Source organism: Oceanicaulis sp., from assembly GCF_965284345.1.
Lineage (GTDB): Bacteria > Pseudomonadota > Alphaproteobacteria > Caulobacterales > Maricaulaceae > Oceanicaulis > Oceanicaulis alexandrii_A.
In genome coordinates this window covers 2424134-2440741 of sequence record NZ_OZ260073.1, presented here as the reverse complement: position 1 = coordinate 2440741, position 16608 = coordinate 2424134, and the positions used below count along the sequence as shown (strand labels likewise).

The 16608-nt window shown below is 64.1% G+C and carries 16 protein-coding genes; 5 read left to right on the top strand and 11 right to left on the bottom strand.

The annotated features are described in order from the left end of the window. Nucleotides 1-65: 65 nt before the first annotated feature. The 4 genes from ACQ66J_RS11820 to ACQ66J_RS11805 all read right to left on the bottom strand — a co-directional run bounded on the left by ACQ66J_RS11820 (nucleotide 66) and on the right by ACQ66J_RS11805 (nucleotide 3793). The gene (locus ACQ66J_RS11820) at nucleotides 66-1322 is read right to left on the bottom strand and encodes a mechanosensitive ion channel family protein (RefSeq protein ID WP_430431785.1); all 1257 of its coding nucleotides are present in this window, start codon (nucleotides 1320-1322) and stop codon (nucleotides 66-68) included. After that, nucleotides 1322-2920 carry a peptide chain release factor 3 gene (locus ACQ66J_RS11815; protein WP_430431784.1) on the bottom strand — a complete coding sequence of 533 codons (1599 nt, stop codon included), beginning with the start codon at nucleotides 2918-2920 and terminating at the stop codon, nucleotides 1322-1324. The genes ACQ66J_RS11820 and ACQ66J_RS11815 overlap by 1 nt, the downstream gene beginning before the upstream one ends. Nucleotides 2921-2985: 65 nt before the next feature. After that, on the bottom strand, nucleotides 2986-3390 hold the full coding sequence (locus ACQ66J_RS11810; RefSeq protein ID WP_430431783.1) for a hypothetical protein: 405 nt from the start codon (nucleotides 3388-3390) through the stop codon (nucleotides 2986-2988). 64 nt (nucleotides 3391-3454) lie between these two features. Continuing rightward, nucleotides 3455-3793 (bottom strand): DUF1491 family protein, encoded by a 339-nt coding sequence (locus ACQ66J_RS11805; protein WP_375549577.1) that lies wholly within the window; start codon nucleotides 3791-3793, stop codon nucleotides 3455-3457. 136 nt (nucleotides 3794-3929) lie between these two features. On the opposite strand from ACQ66J_RS11805, the gene ACQ66J_RS11800 reads away from it, so the two are divergent. Further along, nucleotides 3930-5429, top strand: a complete 1500-nt coding sequence (locus tag ACQ66J_RS11800; RefSeq protein WP_430431782.1) for a hypothetical protein — start codon at nucleotides 3930-3932, stop codon at nucleotides 5427-5429. Nucleotides 5430-5438: 9 nt separating this feature from the next. Then, complete coding sequence (locus ACQ66J_RS11795; RefSeq protein ID WP_430431781.1) at nucleotides 5439-6353, top strand: hypothetical protein; 915 nt, start codon at nucleotides 5439-5441, stop codon at nucleotides 6351-6353. Between the two features lie 36 nt (nucleotides 6354-6389). On the opposite strand, the gene ACQ66J_RS11790 is transcribed toward ACQ66J_RS11795, so the two are convergent. Then, on the bottom strand, nucleotides 6390-8156 hold the full coding sequence (locus ACQ66J_RS11790) for a sensor histidine kinase (protein ID WP_430431780.1): 1767 nt from the start codon (nucleotides 8154-8156) through the stop codon (nucleotides 6390-6392). 157 nt (nucleotides 8157-8313) lie between these two features. Here ACQ66J_RS11790 and ACQ66J_RS11785 point away from each other — a divergent pair, with 157 nt between their 5' ends. From ACQ66J_RS11785 to ACQ66J_RS11775, 3 genes are all read left to right on the top strand, one after another. Then, nucleotides 8314-9312: a hypothetical protein gene (locus ACQ66J_RS11785; protein ID WP_430431779.1), complete on the top strand. Its 999-nt coding sequence runs from the start codon at nucleotides 8314-8316 to the stop codon at nucleotides 9310-9312. Between the two features lie 155 nt (nucleotides 9313-9467). Then, nucleotides 9468-9869, top strand: a complete 402-nt coding sequence (locus ACQ66J_RS11780) for a hypothetical protein (RefSeq protein ID WP_430431778.1) — start codon at nucleotides 9468-9470, stop codon at nucleotides 9867-9869. A 50-nt stretch (nucleotides 9870-9919) separates the two neighbouring features. Beyond that, nucleotides 9920-10339: a SufE family protein gene (locus tag ACQ66J_RS11775; protein ID WP_430431777.1), complete on the top strand. Its 420-nt coding sequence runs from the start codon at nucleotides 9920-9922 to the stop codon at nucleotides 10337-10339. On the opposite strand, the gene ACQ66J_RS11770 is transcribed toward ACQ66J_RS11775, so the two are convergent. The 6 genes from ACQ66J_RS11770 to ACQ66J_RS11745 all read right to left on the bottom strand — a co-directional run bounded on the left by ACQ66J_RS11770 (nucleotide 10336) and on the right by ACQ66J_RS11745 (nucleotide 16606). Continuing rightward, complete coding sequence (locus tag ACQ66J_RS11770) at nucleotides 10336-11106, bottom strand: DUF6456 domain-containing protein (protein ID WP_430431776.1); 771 nt, start codon at nucleotides 11104-11106, stop codon at nucleotides 10336-10338. The two genes, ACQ66J_RS11775 and ACQ66J_RS11770, sit on opposite strands and share 4 nt — an antisense overlap. Next, on the bottom strand, nucleotides 11103-11453 hold the full coding sequence (locus ACQ66J_RS11765) for a helix-turn-helix domain-containing protein (protein WP_375549585.1): 351 nt from the start codon (nucleotides 11451-11453) through the stop codon (nucleotides 11103-11105). The genes ACQ66J_RS11770 and ACQ66J_RS11765 overlap by 4 nt, the downstream gene beginning before the upstream one ends. A 129-nt stretch (nucleotides 11454-11582) precedes the next feature. Then, complete coding sequence (locus ACQ66J_RS11760) at nucleotides 11583-13307, bottom strand: Na(+)/H(+) antiporter subunit D (protein ID WP_430431775.1); 1725 nt, start codon at nucleotides 13305-13307, stop codon at nucleotides 11583-11585. Further along, nucleotides 13300-13617 carry a hypothetical protein gene (locus ACQ66J_RS11755; RefSeq protein WP_430431774.1) on the bottom strand — a complete coding sequence of 106 codons (318 nt, stop codon included), beginning with the start codon at nucleotides 13615-13617 and terminating at the stop codon, nucleotides 13300-13302. Before ACQ66J_RS11755 ends, ACQ66J_RS11760 begins: the two co-directional genes overlap by 8 nt. Beyond that, nucleotides 13614-15083, bottom strand: coding sequence for a proton-conducting transporter membrane subunit (locus tag ACQ66J_RS11750; protein WP_430431773.1), 1470 nt, complete (start codon nucleotides 15081-15083; stop codon nucleotides 13614-13616). Before ACQ66J_RS11750 ends, ACQ66J_RS11755 begins: the two co-directional genes overlap by 4 nt. Continuing rightward, the gene (locus ACQ66J_RS11745) at nucleotides 15080-16606 is read right to left on the bottom strand and encodes a monovalent cation/H+ antiporter subunit D family protein (protein ID WP_430431772.1); all 1527 of its coding nucleotides are present in this window, start codon (nucleotides 16604-16606) and stop codon (nucleotides 15080-15082) included. The genes ACQ66J_RS11750 and ACQ66J_RS11745 overlap by 4 nt, the downstream gene beginning before the upstream one ends. Nucleotides 16607-16608: the final 2 nt, after the last annotated feature.

Below are 16608 nucleotides of genomic sequence, written 5' to 3'. Positions count from 1 at the left end.
CGGCCCCATGACAATTCCCCCAGTCAGACTAGGCCTTTGCCTCAGGTGTCCGTCATCGCTTCGGACTAACGCCCTTCGCCTTCCCCGGCTCCGCCACTGCCCTCGCCACGGGCGATAAACCGGCTCTGCTTGTCCGGGTCGTCGTGGGGCTCGTGCTTTTTCACCTCGGGCGGCACGAACAGCTCCGCCCCGTCATCCATGTAGATGGTGGTGGACGGGAAGGCGAAGCCGGTTCCGGCCTCTTCCACGATGCGCTTGATGGCGAAGGCCAGCTCTTCCTTGATGCGCAGCCACTCGCCCCAGTTCGTGGTGGTGGTGAAGCAATAGAGGAAGAAATCGATCGAGGACGGGCCGAACTTGTCCACATGCATGAAGGTGGAGACTTCCGGCGGCTTGGCGAATTCAGGATGGTTCAGCACCCAGTCGAGCACATTGTCTCGGATATAGGCGAGCTGATCGGTGGTGGTCTTGTACTCCACCCCGATCACCCATTTGATCCGGCGATGGGTCATGCGCGAGAAGTTGGTCACCGCCTGATCTGACAGGAAGGCGTTGGGCACATAGACCGGGCCCTTGTCGAACCGGCGAATGAGCGTCGAGCGGAAATTGATCTGCTCGACCGTGCCTTCGACAACACCATCCACCTTGACCCACTCGCCCGGCACGAAGCGCTTTTCGGTGAGAATCAGAATGCCGGCGATCAGGTTCTTGAACAAATCCTGCGCGCCCAGACCCACCGCAACGCCCAGCAGGCCCAGGCCGCCGATGACGCCCGCAACCGGGATTTCCCACAGCGACAGCACCGTCGCCACGCCGATAATCAGGAACAAGATGCGCAGCGCTTTCGCCATCCAGTCGATCATCACCGGATTGAGCGCGCGGCGCAGCGGCGCAAACAACAGCGCCACCGGCGTCACCGCGTTATGAAGCCCCCAGAACAGGGCGATCACCATGACGGTCTGGACCACGCGATCACCATTGATCGGCGCCCCTTCTGCGTTCAGGCCCAAAATCGTCATGGCGATGAACAGGCCGATGATCACCGGGATCAGCTTGATCGGGCCGTACAGCGCTTCCAGCAGCTTGTCGTCGAGCTGGGTTTCAGTCTTGGTGGCCGCCTTGCGCACCCGGGCGACGATCACCGAGGAAAACAGGCCGCGGAACACGATCGAAATCGCCAGCACACCGATCGCGCTCAGCCCCTGCCCCACCGAAAAGCCCAGAAAGCTCTGCTCCCAGACCTGAGCGGCCAGAGCGAAAAACTCGGCCATGGAATCACGGACCGGTTCGGGCAATTGTTCGGTGACGGCCTGCACGCTCATCAGCTGCGCTCCTTGGTGGCGCTAAAGGTGATGTTGGGGAATTTCTCCTGAGAGTAATTCACTTCCCAGGCTGATTTCGCCATGAAAACCGGGTCGCCGTCGATATCTTCAGCCACCGCCGTCTTATGGCGGTCGATGAAGGCTTCAAGATCCGCGTCCGATCCCGAAATCCAGCGCGCCGTATCATAGGGGCTGGCTTCAAACACCACGTCGATGCCGTATTCGTCGGCCACGCGCTGGGCCATCACTTCGATCTGCAGCGCGCCCACGGCGCCGATAATGAACTCACCGCCCACTTGCAGGCGGAACAGCTGGGTGACGCCCTCTTCAGCGAGGGATTCCAGCGCTTTCTTGAGGTGCTTGGCCTTGAGCGGGTCTTTCAGCCGCGCCCGGCGCAGCATTTCCGGCGCAAAGTTCGGAATACCCGAGACTCGCCATTTTCCGCTTTCAGACAGGGTGTCGCCCACCCGCAGCACGCCATGGTTCGGCACGCCCATCACATCGCCGGCGAACGCTTCGTCCGCGATCTCGCGATCGGATGCGAAAAACAGGATCGGGTTATGGACCGACAGGGTCTTGCCGCCCTCGGTCTTCAGCTTCATCCCGCGCTTGAACTGGCCCGAGCTGAGACGCACGAAGGCCACCCGGTCGCGGTGATTGGGATCCATATTGGCCTGCACCTTGAAGACAAAGCCGGCGACTTCCTTGTCGCCGGGCTCCAGCACCTCGCGTGGGCCTTTGGCGGCGGCTTGCGGCTGCGGGCCCGGCGCGTGATCGGCCAGGGCGTCCAGCAGCTCATGCACGCCGAACCGGCGCAGGGCCGAGCCGAAATAGACCGGGCTGAGATGGCCCTCTTCAAAGCTTTTGCGGTCAAAGGCCGGGAGCAGCTCGCGCGCCATGTCGACGCCTTCGCTCACCTCGGTCAGCTCGTCTTCGCTCAAGACCTGATGGATCGCCTCTCCGTCCAGCGGCACGCGTTCGGAGCGGCTGACCTCACTGTCGTCGGGACGCTTGTAGAGCACGAACTCATGGGTCTTGAAGTCGGCGACGCCCTTGAAGCGGTTGCCAGACCCGCACGGCCATTGCATCGGGCTGACATCGAGGGCCAGCTTGTCCTGGATATCGTCGAGCAGCTCGAACGGCTCCATCGCCTCGCGGTCGAACTTGTTGATGAAGGTGATGATGGGGATGTCGCGCAGGCGGCACACCTCCACCAGCTTCAGCGTGCGCGGCTCGACGCCCTTGGCGGCGTCCAGCACCATGATGGCGCAATCAGCGGCCGTGAGCGTGCGATAGGTGTCTTCGGAAAAGTCTTCGTGGCCCGGCGTATCGAGCAGGTTGAAGATCAGATCGCGATACTCATAGGTCATCACCGAGGCGGAGACCGAAATCCCGCGCTCACGCTCGATCTTCATCCAGTCTGACTGGGTGCGGCGGTTCTCGCCCCGTGCGCGCACCTGACCGGCCAGGCGGATGGCGCCGGCCTCTAAAAGCAGCGTCTCGGTGAGCGTGGTCTTACCCGCATCCGGGTGAGAAATGATGGCGTATGTGCGCCGGCGCGCCCATTGCGCGCCGTCAGCGGCGGAGGTCATCGGCATATCCTGCTTAAGTCTTCTGACCCGCGAGGTAGCCGAGGCGCAAGGCGCACGCAAGCGCCGAGGCGTCAGGCCTGCATGCGCGCGGGAACCTGAGACCAGACCGCCATGTTCGCCATCTGACCTGAAAGACGATTTTCCGCCTGCAGATCCAGGAGCTGTTTCATCGTCACCAGCGACACCGAGGCCAGTCTCACCTGGACATCTGCGGACGTCTTGCCGCCCTGAGGCGAAACGGCCAAAAGCGCATTGGCTTCATCGGTCTTCAAGGCGATGAGGCTTGAGAGGAAGATCGCGCTCTCAGGATCGGTCTTGGCCAGGCCCGGGCGCTCATGCACCCATTCACGCACCATTCTGATGACCTGCCCGATCCGCATATTACGCAGCGTCAGCGCATTGATTCCCAAGGCCTCGCCGCGCTCTCGCGCAGTCTGATTGGCGTCACCCAGATCATAAAGGGCATCGTTGAACAAGAAGAGCATTGTGCATTAACCCGTCGGCGTTTTTCCAACTGTCTCAGAGTATGCCTGAACGATCTTAAGATTTATCAATCGCCTCATTAAGGAAGTGTCGACCATGCGGGTCGTCCACCTCCACCAGCCACAGATCCGGGTCATCCTCGAGACGCCGCCTGGCATAGGCGTCCGCGTCCTGTTCCGGGACGGGGTCTGAGCCCAGCGGCGTCATCCAGACCCGCTCGCCCTCGACATTCCGCATCGGCGCATACAGCTGCGCCATGCGATCGGGCAACAAAGTTTTCAACAGGATAACGCCCGCATCGGGATCCCCTTTATGGGCCACGTAAATGCTGGCCCCGGCGCTTTCTGCGCGCCAGCGCAAGGCGTCCACCCAAAACCGCGCTCTCAGATCCGTCATCGTCAATTCACTTGCTGGCAGGGCAATTGCTTAATAGTCTGTTAATTGAGGGGAACGTTTCATGCTGACACAAATTCGTCCACTAGGGCTTATTGTTATAGGTCTCATTGGTCTTGTCGCCGTTCAAGCGCAGGCTATGGCTCAGGATTTCCGGGCCGCGCGCTCTGAAGAAGTGTTGCTGACCGAACTGACGAGCGCCAGCGCTGATCTCCGGCTTGACGCGGACCACCGCGAAATCCGCATCCCCTTCACCATCGCCCCCAACGCCGACCCGTCCGGGATCGAACTGTTGATGAACGCCATCCCCGACAGCGCCCGCTCCGGCGGACGGATCGAGGCGTTTGTGAACCGCTCCCGCGCGGTGGTTCTGCAACCGCGGGCGGAATCCTTTGAAGCGCGCTTCGCCTTGTATTCCGACGATCTGCGCGCTGGTGAGAATACGCTGGTCCTGCGCATCGTCGAGCCGGGCGAAGACGGCTGGACCGTATCCGCCCTGGCCAGCCGTCTGCGCATCTCCGCTGCGCCGCCCCTGGGCTATTCCGCCCTGTCAGAAGTGGAAGCCGCGCTGAACGCAGACTTCGCCGCGCCGCGCCGGGTGCATGTGGATGCGCAAGCCGCCGGCGATGACGAGCTGGCTGTCGCCGCCCTAATCGCCCAGGGCCTCGCCCTGCGCATGGGAGAAGCGCCAATCCTGGTCAGCGACGCCGACGTCGCCGAGCTGGTGGTCACCGCGTTCGTGCGCGGCTCCGGCGCACCGGCCATTGATCTGACCGGTCCGTCCGAAGTGCGCCTGTCCGCCGCCTCCCCGGCGGCGTTGATCGCCTCGGCGCGCCTGTTCGCCGCCCGCTCCATGCAGGCGCACACCGTACGCTTTGACATGGCCGCAGCCCTCAACGCGCCGCGCCTGGAAGTGACCCCGACGCCGGTCAGCGCCGATCGCGACGCTCTGGCGGGTCTCGCCAATCTGGGCGCGCCTTTTGGTCTCGATCAGGGGGGCCGCGCCGCCGTGGTCATCGCCGCCTCTAATGAAGACCAGCGCAACGCCGCTCTGTCGGTGATCGCGCGCGCCGGTCTCGCCTCGGGCTCAGCCTGGCTGTACGCCTGGTTCGGCGATGATATCGACGCGGCGCCAGAGCGCTATGACCTGATGGTTCTGGGGCCGCAGGCCTCGCTGGACCCGCGCCTTCTCGCTGCTGCCCCCGGTGAAGTGCGCGCCGCCGCTAACGCCGCCGCCAATCGCACCCCGCAACGCCGGCGTTATTACGGCTCCACCGCTTACGCCGCCGACCCCAGTGAGCGCGATGCGCGCATCACCGGCGTGGCCGCCCTGTTCGCCACGCCAGAAGGCCGCCAGGTCGCCCTGTTCACCGCCCCGGACGGCGCTGATTTCGCCCGCGCCGCCAAGCGTCTGGCCCGGTCGGAAATGTGGACCGAGCTTGATGGCCGCGCCGCCCTGTGGGACGCCAGCAATGTGACCCATTTCGGCCCGTCCGCCGCGCCACGTTTCTCGGCGGAATGGATCAGCGGCGAGCTGCGCGCCCATGACGAATGGCTGGCGCTCGGCGCGTTCTCGCTGGCTGTGCTTCTTTTGCTTGGCAGCATCAATGTAAACCGGACGTCAAGACGCGCCTCGTAAGATGGCGGGATGTGGCTCGCATCCCTCACCCTTCTGACCGCGCAATCCGCCATGGATATCGACGCCTCGTTTGACGCGTATGAATTGCGCCTCGAAGCGCGGTCGGCGGACCAGGAATGCGCCGTCTTCACTGCGGTGGAGCGCGACCTTCTGAACGCCGCCATCAAGCGCAGCCGGGACGACGCGGTGCTGCAAGGCGCCAGCCCCGCCCAGCTCAACCAGTTCGAAACCCGCCAGAGCGATGCGTTTGAAACCTCATGCCGGGCTGCGTTCGACCTGCCCGGCGTGGAGCGTCATCGCACTGAAGTGTTGCGGCTGACGGGCTTTGATCAGGCGCGCTTTGAGGGCCGCGAACAGGGCTGGACCGCACAACGCGGCGGCGTCTCTGACGATTACGCCCAATGGAGCATCGTGCAGAGCCTGGGTCAGGGCGACGCCAATTTCGGGGTTTTCCAGCAAGGCGACGAGACCGGGCTGGCGCTGAGCCTGCGCACGTCCCTGCGCCCCGCCTATGCGGTAGCCTTTCTGCGCGACACCAGCCGGGAGCCTTATCCTGTAGACATGACGGCGGGCGGCTTGCTGCCTCCGCCCGACAATGATCCGGTCAGCGCCTGGAGCGCCCCCTCAGACCGGCTGGTCCGCGTCTTCGCCACTGAAGCGCTCAGCGTCCAGCGCGCCGGCGAGCTTGCGCCCGCCGCGGGCGCGCCCGCTGTGGGGTTTCAATTCCCCGACACGCTGGTGGCGCAGCTGGCGAGCCTGGCGCCGCGCGAAGGCGCCCGCATTGATCTTTATGACGCCACAGGCGTGGTGATTGACCGTTATTGGGTGGAGATCGGGGCGCTGGATGCGGCCATGGGCTTCATGCGCCTGCCGCGCATGGCGCCGCAAAGCACGGCCGCAACGGACCCGACCACGTCCAACTAGCTCATCAAGACTTGAAAGCCGAACGCCCAGGCCAGCTTAGGCCGCGCCGTCCTTGGCCTGGATGATCACCTCACCCGCCTGCTGCGCGGCGGCGATGCGCTGATGCACTTCCAGCGGTACGAAATCACTGACTTCGCCCTTGGCCTGCCCCATCACCGGCAAGCGCACAGTGACCGTGGTGCCCTGGCCCGGCGCGCTTTGCAGGCGGACTTCGCCGTTCTGCATGTCCGCCAGCGCCTGAACCAGCGACAGGCCCAGGCCGGTGCCCCGCTCTGAGGTTTCCTTGCCAGAGCGGGTCTGATGATAGGGCGTGCCCAGCTCATCAAGCTCATCTGCGGCGATGCCGACGCCGCTATCGCCGACCGCCAGCACCAGATCCGCCCCGTCCTGACGCGCCATCACGACGACAGCGCCGCCCTCAGGGGTGAATTTCACGGCGTTCGACAGAAGGTTCAAAAGGATCTGGCGCATCGCCTTGCGATCTGCATTCACCGCCAGATCTGAATCGCCCGGCTCGCAATAAAGCGCAATGCCACGATCCTTGGCGCGCGGACCGATCATCTTGGCGCAGATCGACACCACGTCGCGGGCGTCAAACTCTTCGGGGCTGAGCTCATACTTGTCCGCTTCGATCTTGGACATGTCCAGAACGTCGCCGATCAGCTCCAGCAAATGCTCGCCGCTTTCATGGATCAGGTCGCCATATTCGGCGTAGCGCGCCGGCAGCGGGCCGAACAGGCGCTGCTTGATGATGTCGGAGAAGCCGATAATAGCGTTCAGCGGCGTGCGCAGCTCATGGCTGACGGCGGCGAGGAATTCAGACTTGGACCGGCTGGCCGCCAGCGCCGCATCGCGTTCAGCTTGCAGACGCGCGCTCTCTTGCGTGCTCAGCGTATCCGCCTCCGCGACTTCAGCGCGCGGCGGATCAAGCCGGATCACAAAGCCCGTGTCCGTCGCCAAGGCGTGCGCGTCCAGTTCATGGCGGGCGCCACGGGCAGAGCGCACGGGGAAGGTGAAAGCGCTTTCCAGGCCCTTTGCGTCATGAAGCGCGGTTTGAAGCCCTTTATCAATCTGGGCGCGACCCGCATCGTCAAACGCCAGGCCTTTCACGCACAAACCGCCCAGATCGCGCGGCGCGCCGGGCGCATACCCCCGCATGCGCTGAGACACTGCTGCGATGCGGCCCGTCCGATCCAGCGCCAGCAAAGCGGCGGGCGCGTTCTCAAAGCCCTGCGCCGCCGGCTCGAGCGCCGCCAGCTGAGTCTGGGTTCGCTCCAGCTGCCCCACCAGCTGAACCCGCGCCGCAAAGCCGCAAATGGCGAAGAACACCGCCAAGACAAGCCCGGTCAGCGGGCTCGCGGTCAGGACCTGGGATCCTGACGCGAGCGGCCCCCACAGGCTCGCCAGTGCAACCATGAGGAAGGCGAGCGTGTTCATGGTCGCGCTCAGGCGCACATCTTTATGCAGTCCGGATGCAGACAGAGCCGCCGGACCGATCAGAAACGCCAAAGCCGCCGGCGACAGGGCCGACCCGACAGCCAGCGCCGCAGCGAATCCGGGAAGCGTCCAAGCCAGCGCCAGAATGAAGCGCACCGTATCCAGGCGCGCCTTGCGCTTTCCGCCCAGCATCAGGCCCAGCAGACCCGGCGCGGCGGCCACAGACACCAGCGCCCAATCTGACTGCGCCAGCGGGCTTTGCGCGCCCAAACCGATCAAGGCGACCAGCCCCAGCCAGCCGCCATGAATCAGGCGCGGAGCCTGTTGATCCATAAACCGGGCGATGGGGGCGATGGCTGGGCGCATGAAAGCGAATCTCGACTCAAAAATGAGAATAGAACCGCACGCTCGTCTGGGGCCGTTAACAATTACTGAATTCGCGCCAAAGAGTGCGAGCCCCCTTGGCGCGACCGCTGCACTAGGTCATGATCAAACGCAGGTTTTTCGCCGGGATCACATAAACATGATTTTTGCCGCCCTCAGCTTCGCCCTGTTGTCTGCGACTCAGGAGCCTGCGCCGCAGGAGCCGTCCGGCCCCGTGCTGTCGCTGCCGGCGCCCCAGGCTGCGCAAACCACGCCCGACACCACTGAACCCGAAGTGCTGCTGAACGCGCAGACCTACGCCGCCTATCGCTCCGACGTGACGCTGGCTGGCGAGCGCGAACTGCTCTCCGGCGCCGACCTCGACACCACCATGGATGCGCTGTCGCGTTATTATGACGGCGACCGTCTGGTGAACGCGCAAATCGCCTATGCCGCGCTCGTCGCGGCGCGCAATCCTGAATTCATCGACGCCGTGCGCGCCGTCGCCGATTATTACGGCACTGAAACCGCCGCCGCCGCCCTGACCCATGACCCCATGTATGTCACAGGCTTCATGGGGGCGGACACGGCCGGGCAAGATGTCGCCCAGGCGATTGACGGCGATGTCACGGACATCCGCGAAGTCGGCGCCCGCTATCGTCAGGCCGCCTACGATCTTCAGCACGAGCGCTGGGCGCAGACCCGCGCCCGCGACCGTCAGGAGCGCTTGTCCTCGCTGGAAAGCGCCTCTGAGCGCCTCGACGTGCACTTTCGCGCGCCCGAGACGTCCGCCGCAGCCCCCATGGGCTCAGCCACCACCTTGTTCGCCCAACCTGAAACCGTGGATCTGAACCTGCCGGAGCTAAGCGTTGAAGTGGGCCAGAGCCAGCTCCAGCCCGATGAGCGCCGTGTGGGCCGGATGCTGTCGCTGGCGGCGCTGGACGCCATTGAAGACGGCGACATGACCTTCATGGACCGCCTGCTCGACGATCCGGCGGTCGAGCGCTGCATGCAATGGGTGCGTCTGGACCTCGCCCAATGCGTCGCCGCAGGCCATTTCAAATATGAAGACAGCTTCTGCATCGCCGAGCATGCGCTCAATGACGTGGCTGATTGCCTGACCGCGACTCGGGCGCCGGATGAAGCCGTGTCAAATTGAGACAGTTTTATCAGTAACGTAAGCCGAAGTTAAGGGTAAGTGTTCAGCGTTAACACACACTTTACCCTTAATTGCACATCGGCTGGTGTTTCCGAGAACTATTTTCTAGCCTCAAAATTGCTTCAAGACCTGAAGTGAGTTGAAAAGAGGCTGGCATGCTCCGCACCGTGCTACGCGCCATTTTCTGGACCGCCGTGACGGCGGCGTTTGTTCCTGCCGGCTTCAGCGCCGCGCCGGACGGCGCATTTGCACGTGAAACTCGTGATCTGATCATCGCGACGGATGCTCTGGACACTTCTCGGGGTCTGACCCGCCAGGCGGGTCAACAGACGCGTGAGTTCTGCAACGAACAGTCTGAAGCCTGCGCCGTCGGCCAGCAACTCGCCAGCTTCTCCTCCCTTGTGATGGGCGTCGTCTCTGACCGCGCCCAGAACTGGGCTGAAGATCAACGCGCCCAAGCGCCCCTCGCACCCGCCGCCCTGCCTCAGGACGCTCCGGCGCAAAGCCTGGACGCGCTTCTGGCGGACGTGACGCGCGAGACCTCTGATCTGCGCTAGGCGCGACGCCCCTCTTGCCCTGCCCGGACGCGCGCTATACCTCAGCGCACATGACCGATCTTACAGCTGACATCGACGCCCTCGTGGACGAATTCGACTTTCTGGGCGACTGGGAAGAACGCTATCGCTATCTGATCGAGATGGGCCAGGCCCTGCCCGGCCTGCCCGAGGCCGAGCGCACTGACGACACCCGCGTCAAAGGCTGCGTCAGCCAGGTCTGGATGGTGATTGATGACGGCCCGGACCATGCGCTGGAGCTGCGCGGGGATTCCGACGCCCATATCGTCAAAGGCCTGGTGGCGCTGCTGAGCCGCCTTTATGACGGCCGCAAACCCGCTGAAGCGCTGTCCATTGATCCCAAAGAGGTTCTGGGTCGCATCGGCCTCGCCGAACATCTCTCTCCCCAACGCTCCAACGGTCTGGCCTCGATGATCAAACGCATCCAGGCCGAGGCGGAAAGCCGGGCCTAACCGCCGAAGGGGTCAGCTCCCGCCCCCATCGGCTTCAACCGATAGTGAACCGCCAGACGGTCCAGCGCCAGTTTCAGCGCTTGCGCACCGGAGCGGGATGGCCAGTTCAGGCGGCGTTCGGCGTCGGTCATGGCGCTTTGGCGGATCAGGATTTCCACCAGCCAGTGATCAAGGCCCGGCCCGACCGCCGCCAGCGCGTCCATTACGCGTTCTTGCGCGTTCAGGCGCTGTATCGGCGCCTCGCTGCGATCCCTTGGCGCAGAGCGCGTCCCGCCGCCGGGCAGGCCGCTCCAGCTCTGGGTGACGCGGCTTGAGAGGGTGGAGCGTTCATAATCACGCATCAGGCTGTCGGCTGCGCTGAGATGCACAAGCTCCAGCAAGGCGGGGCGTCCGTTCTGCGGCCGGGCATAGCGCGCCAGCGGGCCGTCGAGCGTTGTCGGGTTCACCGTCTGCAGTCTGAGCCCGCCCTCAGGATCAGGCAGCGTCTTGCGAGCAAGGGTTAAAGCGGGTCGGGCGCCCGACCCGTCGCTTTCTGTGAGATATCGCCGCCCCGCTTCAGTCAGCACGAATTCATCCGTTTGCGCCTGAGCCAGCCAGCCGTGTGACTGGGCGCTTTGCAGAGCGGCGTCGCTGACACTCGCCAGCGGCCTGCGGCGGCGGTCGGCATTGGCGTAGACGCCATAGCCCGACCGCCCGCCCTTGCGTGGCGCCAGACGGGCGCCGGGCCGGGCCAGACGCCGCAGCCAGCCTGGAACAGCGCCGCTCATTGGGTCATCCCGAAGGGAATGAGGTCGGGGCCTGGCGCGGAGCGCAAGCAGGCTTCGAGATCCTCCATCGCGGCATCAAAGGCGGGATCGTCGCGGGCGTCCTCGATCTTGTGACAGGCATGGGCGGCGGTGGAGCGGTCGCGGCCAAACGCGTCCGCCACCCGGTTCAAACTCAGCTCGAACGCGATGTGAGTGAGATAGATGGCGGCCTGCCGCGCCAGCGCAGCGCGCGCCCGCCCCCGAGTGGGGCTGCTGATCTCCTCCACCGGCACGCCAAAGGCGTAAGCGGCGGCCTGTTGCGCCAGACGGGCGCGGGCCTGGTCCAGAACAAGCGTGTTCGTACGCATCGGGTTATCCCCTCCCTTATCGGTCCTTCGGTGAAGTATAGGATCGAGCTGAAGGGTGAGGATAACATTCCTATCAGGGGCGCGTGAATTCCCTTATTACGCTAGTTGTGGGTAACTGCGTTCAACACCCTAACTGGGGGAAAAGTACGCCACCAGAACCACCCCTGCGAGCATGATCGCCGTCCAAAGCGCCATCAGACCGGATGGAAATTCCTTGGACAGAGCGCCCGCCGGGCTGAACAGGTTGAACAATCGCCCGCGAATGCGCGTGATCGCGGCGCCCACCCCCTTGCCGATGGCGTCAAAGAGAAGCTGTCCCATGGCCGCGCTCCAGCGTGCGAAACCATTGCCGAAGCGGCGATAGAGCCAGTCCACATCCAGAATGGTGCGGTCGCCCTTGAGCGGAAACAGCCTGAAATAGAGCGCCAGCGCAAACACCAGAAGCCCGCCCAGAAGCAGCTGAACCTGCCCGAACACGCTTGAAAGCTTGTAGGGCGAATACTCCATGTCGAACGGCAAGATGCCGTACAGCGCCTGGTAGTTCACACCCAGGAAGACGCACAGGAAGGCCGCCAGCGCCATGCCCAGATGCATGGTCTGCGGCGCTTCCTTCACCCTTATGCTGCGATCGGTCCCGAAGAAGGTGAAGTAGACGACTTTCAGGACGCTCAGCTCCATCACCCCCGCCGACGCGTAGACCAGGATCGTATAGGCCCAGTCATGGTGCGCGTAATGGGTCGCGGACAGGATCAAGGTCTTGGCGACGAAGCCGGAAAACAGCGGCGCGCCGACAACCGACAGAGCGCCGATGATCGCAAAGAGCGCGGTGACGGGCATGGATTTGTAAAGCCCGCCCAGCGCGCTGACTTTCAACGTTCCCGTGCGCAGCAGCACTGCGCCCAGCACCATGAACATCAACGCCATGTAGATCACGCCCACAAAAGCGTTCGCCGCGGCCCCGTTCAGCCCCAGATCCCCGCCGACGCCCACCGCCACGACCATGAAGCCGAGCTGGTTGATCAGGGCATAGGCCAGGGTCTGGCGCAGATCATTGCTGGTCATCGCGAAAAAGATCGGGAAGACCGCCATCACGAGGCCGATGGTGATCAGCACCTCTTCACCGGCAAAACCGCGCGCCAACGCGTAGATCGCCAGCTTGGTGGTGAAGGCGGACAAGACGACCGAGCCCACCCCGGTGGCTTTGGGATAAGCGTCTGGCAGCCACATATGCAAGAGCGGGAAGCCTGCTTTGAGGCCAAAGGCCAGCAGCATGACGATCCCGGCCCAGCTGTCCGTGCCGAGCGCGTCAAACGCCCAGGAGCCGGTCTGGCTGGCCCAGATCGCCGCACCGCCCAAGAGCACCACGCCCGACAACACCTGGATCGCCAGATAGCGCAGGCCCGCACGTTGCGCTTCGGGCGTGCCGACCGCAAAGATCAGCGGCGCAGACGCCAGCGCCGTCAGCTCCCAGAAGAAGAACAAGGTCAGCAGGTCGCCCGCAAACACCGCGCCCACCGCAGCGCCGGCATAGATCAGCGCGGCGCCGTCGGTCATGCGGTTGCGGTCATGCAGGGCGTACACGCCGTTGATGAAGCTGATCAGGATGAAGACCAGCGCCCAGACCCGCGACAGATTATCGAGACGGAAGGTCTCCAGCACCACAGGGCCAAGATCGATGACGCCATAAACGCCGGTCTCACCGGTGGCGAACCAGGCGCACAGGGCGCCGATCGGCCCCAGCAGCATCAAGGCTTTGCGCAGCTCGGACCGCGGCGAGGCCCAGGTCAGCAAGCCTGCGAGGATCAAGAACCAGGCCGGCGAAACGCCGTTCAGAATGGACAAGGCGTCAGTCATCCTCGCCCTCCTTCACATCGCCAGCGGCGCGCGCATAAAAATCACCCGGACGGCTGAGCAGCCAGACCAGACCCCAGCCCGCCAGAATCGCGACGGCGCCCGCCGCCAGCGGCAGCAGCTCGTACGCGCCATACACTTCGGGGTATTTGGACAGGCCGTCTTCAGACAAGACGGTCTCAAGGCCAAAGCCCGCCGCCACCAGAACCGCCAGAACGATCACGGTGATCAGACCCGCCCGCGGGCTGGTCAGCCCGGTGATCGGACGCACCAGCGGATGGATATCGGATTTGGCGTCGCGGGGCGCGGTCATGGCGTCATCTCCGTGGTGAAGACAGGCGACAGGAAGTCGATCAGCGGGCCGATGGCGAAGAACAGCACGATGGTGCCGCCCGCGGTGATCAGCGGCGCGATCCAGGCGAGCGCCGGCGGCTGGCCGGGGCGCATCGGGCTGGGCTCAGGCTTGGGCTTGAAGAAGCCGCGAATGACGATGGGCAAGAGATAGCCGATATTGAGCAAGGTCGAGCCGATCAGCATCACGATCAGCCAGGGCTGACCGCCCTCAGCCGCGCCTTCCATCAAGAAGACTTTCGGCCACACCCCGCCAAAAGGCGGCACGCCGATGATCGACAAAGCGCCGATGGTGAAGGCGGCGAAGGTCACCGGCATATACCGGCCCAGACCGTCGAGCTGTGAGATTTCAGACTTTTTCGCGCCGGTATAGATCCCGCCCGCCGTCATGAAGAGGGTGATCTTGCCATAGGCGTGCATGACGATCTGAAGCGCCGCGCCTAAGAGCGCCAGCGGGCTGGCGAGCATGGCCCCCAGCGTGATGTAGCTGAGCTGGGAGACGGTGGAATAGGCCAGCCGGGCCTTGAGATTATCCTTGGTGAAGGCGAAGACCGAAGCGACGACGATGGAGCCGCCCGCCACCCAGGCCAGCACGTCGGCGGCCGGTAGGGTCTGCATGTAATCGGCGCCGAAAATATAAACGACCACTTTCAGGATCGAGAACACGCCCGCTTTCACCACGGCCACGGCGTGCAAGAGCGCGGAGACCGGCGTCGGCGCGACCATGGCGTTCGGAAGCCAGGGATGAACCGGCATCAGGGCCGCCTTGCCGATCCCGAAGGCGAACAGCACCAACAGCACCGAACCGGCCATGGGCCCGACGCCCGACAGAATGCCGCCGACGGTGAAATCGGTGGTGCCTGTGAAGGCGTAGACCGCGAACACGCCGGGCAGGAACAGGCCGATGGAGGTGGCCAGCAGAATGCCCAGATAGATCGAGGCGCCGCGCTTGGCCTTGGCGTCGCCCTTGTGCGCCACCAGCGGATAGGTGGCGAGGCTCAACGCTTCATAAAAGAAGAACAGCGTCAGCAGATTGCCCGACAGCGCGATGCCCATGGCCGCGGCGATGGAAATCGTGAAGCAGAAATAGAAGCGGGTCTGATCCTTCTCGTTGTTTCCGCGCATATAGGCGATGGAATACAGCGAGTTGATGATCCACAGACTGCTCGCCACCATGGCGAACATGGCGCCCAGGGGTTCGAGCTTGAATTTCAGCTCCAGCCCCGGCGCGAGCTCAAACAAGACCAGCTCGGGCCGCGATCCGGACGCTTCAACCAGATAGGCGACCACCACGGCCAGCGCGACGGCGGTGATCAGGGTCGCCGCTTCGCGCAGATTGGGCTTGGCGCCCAGGCCGAGAACGGCGGCGCCGCCAATCAAAGGCAAGATCAGAGCGAGCGCGAGGGCGAGTTCAGGGGTCCAACTCACGGCGCGACTCCGGCGTTGAAGGCTGCGGCGGCGGCCGCCTCAGCCATGTTCACGATCGGCTCGGCGTAAACGCCGAACACTAGGTTCATCAGCGCCAGAACCAGAAGCGGCGCCATGATCATCATCGGCACGCGCTGGACGGAATGACTGGCGCCGTCCGGACGCGGCGCGACCCAGAGATTGACCAGCACCCGGTAGCAGTAAAACACCGCCAGCACCGACGCGATCAGGATAGCCACGACCGCGAAGGTCCAGCCTTTCTGCAAGGCCGCCTGGATGAGATAGAATTTCGAGATGAAGCCCACCGTGAACGGCACGCCGATCAGCGACAGCGCACCGGCGGTGAAGGCCGCCGAGGTCACCGGCAGGGCCTGGCCCAGACCTTTGAAATTCTCGATCCGGCGCACGCCGTAACTGATGGCGAACGCGCCGAGCGCCATAAACAGCGCGCCCTTGATCATGGCGTGATTGATCAGGTGCAGCACGCCCGCCGACACCCCGGCCTGAGTGCCGATGCCAAGGCCCAGCATCATATAGCCCACCTGGGCCACGGACGAGTAGGCGAGCAGGCGTCGCACATCGCTTTGAAACAAAGCCTGCGCCGACGCGATGATCATGCCGGCGATGGCCAGCGGCGCGATCACATAGGTGAAGCTGTTCAGCACGAAGCCATTGCCCACCGAGAACACGTCAAAGCTGAAGCGGATGATGGCGTAGAACGCGACCTTGGTGGCTGTCGCCGCCAGGAAGGTGGTCACAAAGCTCGGCGCGTAAGCATAGGCGCCGGGCAGCCACAGATGCAGCGGGAAGAGCGCCGCTTTCAGGCCCAGCCCCACCAGGATGAAGGCGAAACCGATCTCCACCACCCGGTTTCCGCGCAGCTCAGGCAAGGCCATGGCGATGTCGGCCATATTGAGCGTGCCCGTCGCCATGTAGAGAAAGCCGACGCCGATGACGAAGAAGGTCGCCCCGATCGTGCCCATGACCAGATAGTTGAACGAGCTGGTGAGCGCGCGGCGATCATGGTTCGCCCCCATGGCGATCAGCGCATAGGTGGGGATGGAGGAAATCTCCAGGAACACGAACATGTTGAAGGCGTCGCCCGTAGTCGCAACCCCGGCGAGGCCGGACAGCACCACCAGAAACGCCGAATAGAACAGCGCGCGCTTGTTCTTGTCGATTTCGTCCTCAACGCTCGGCAGCGCAAAGATCAGCGCCAGAACGGCGCTGGCCGTCAGCAGCAGCAAAAGCGCCGCGTTCAGCGCATCGACGCGAAACTCGATGCCCACCGGCGGTTGCCAGGCGCCCAGCGCATAGCTGATCACGGCGCCCTCGCCGCGGGTGGCGAGAAACAGCTCGATGGCGAACAACAACGCCGCCACGGCGCCGGCGAAGGCGATGCCCCAGGCCGCACGGCCCGATTTCAACGCCGCCGCAGGCGCGGACAGGATGAGCGGGATCGCCACCAGCAAAACCGGGGCATGGGCCGCAAGCGCGGCCGGGAGGAATTGACCAACCGTCACAG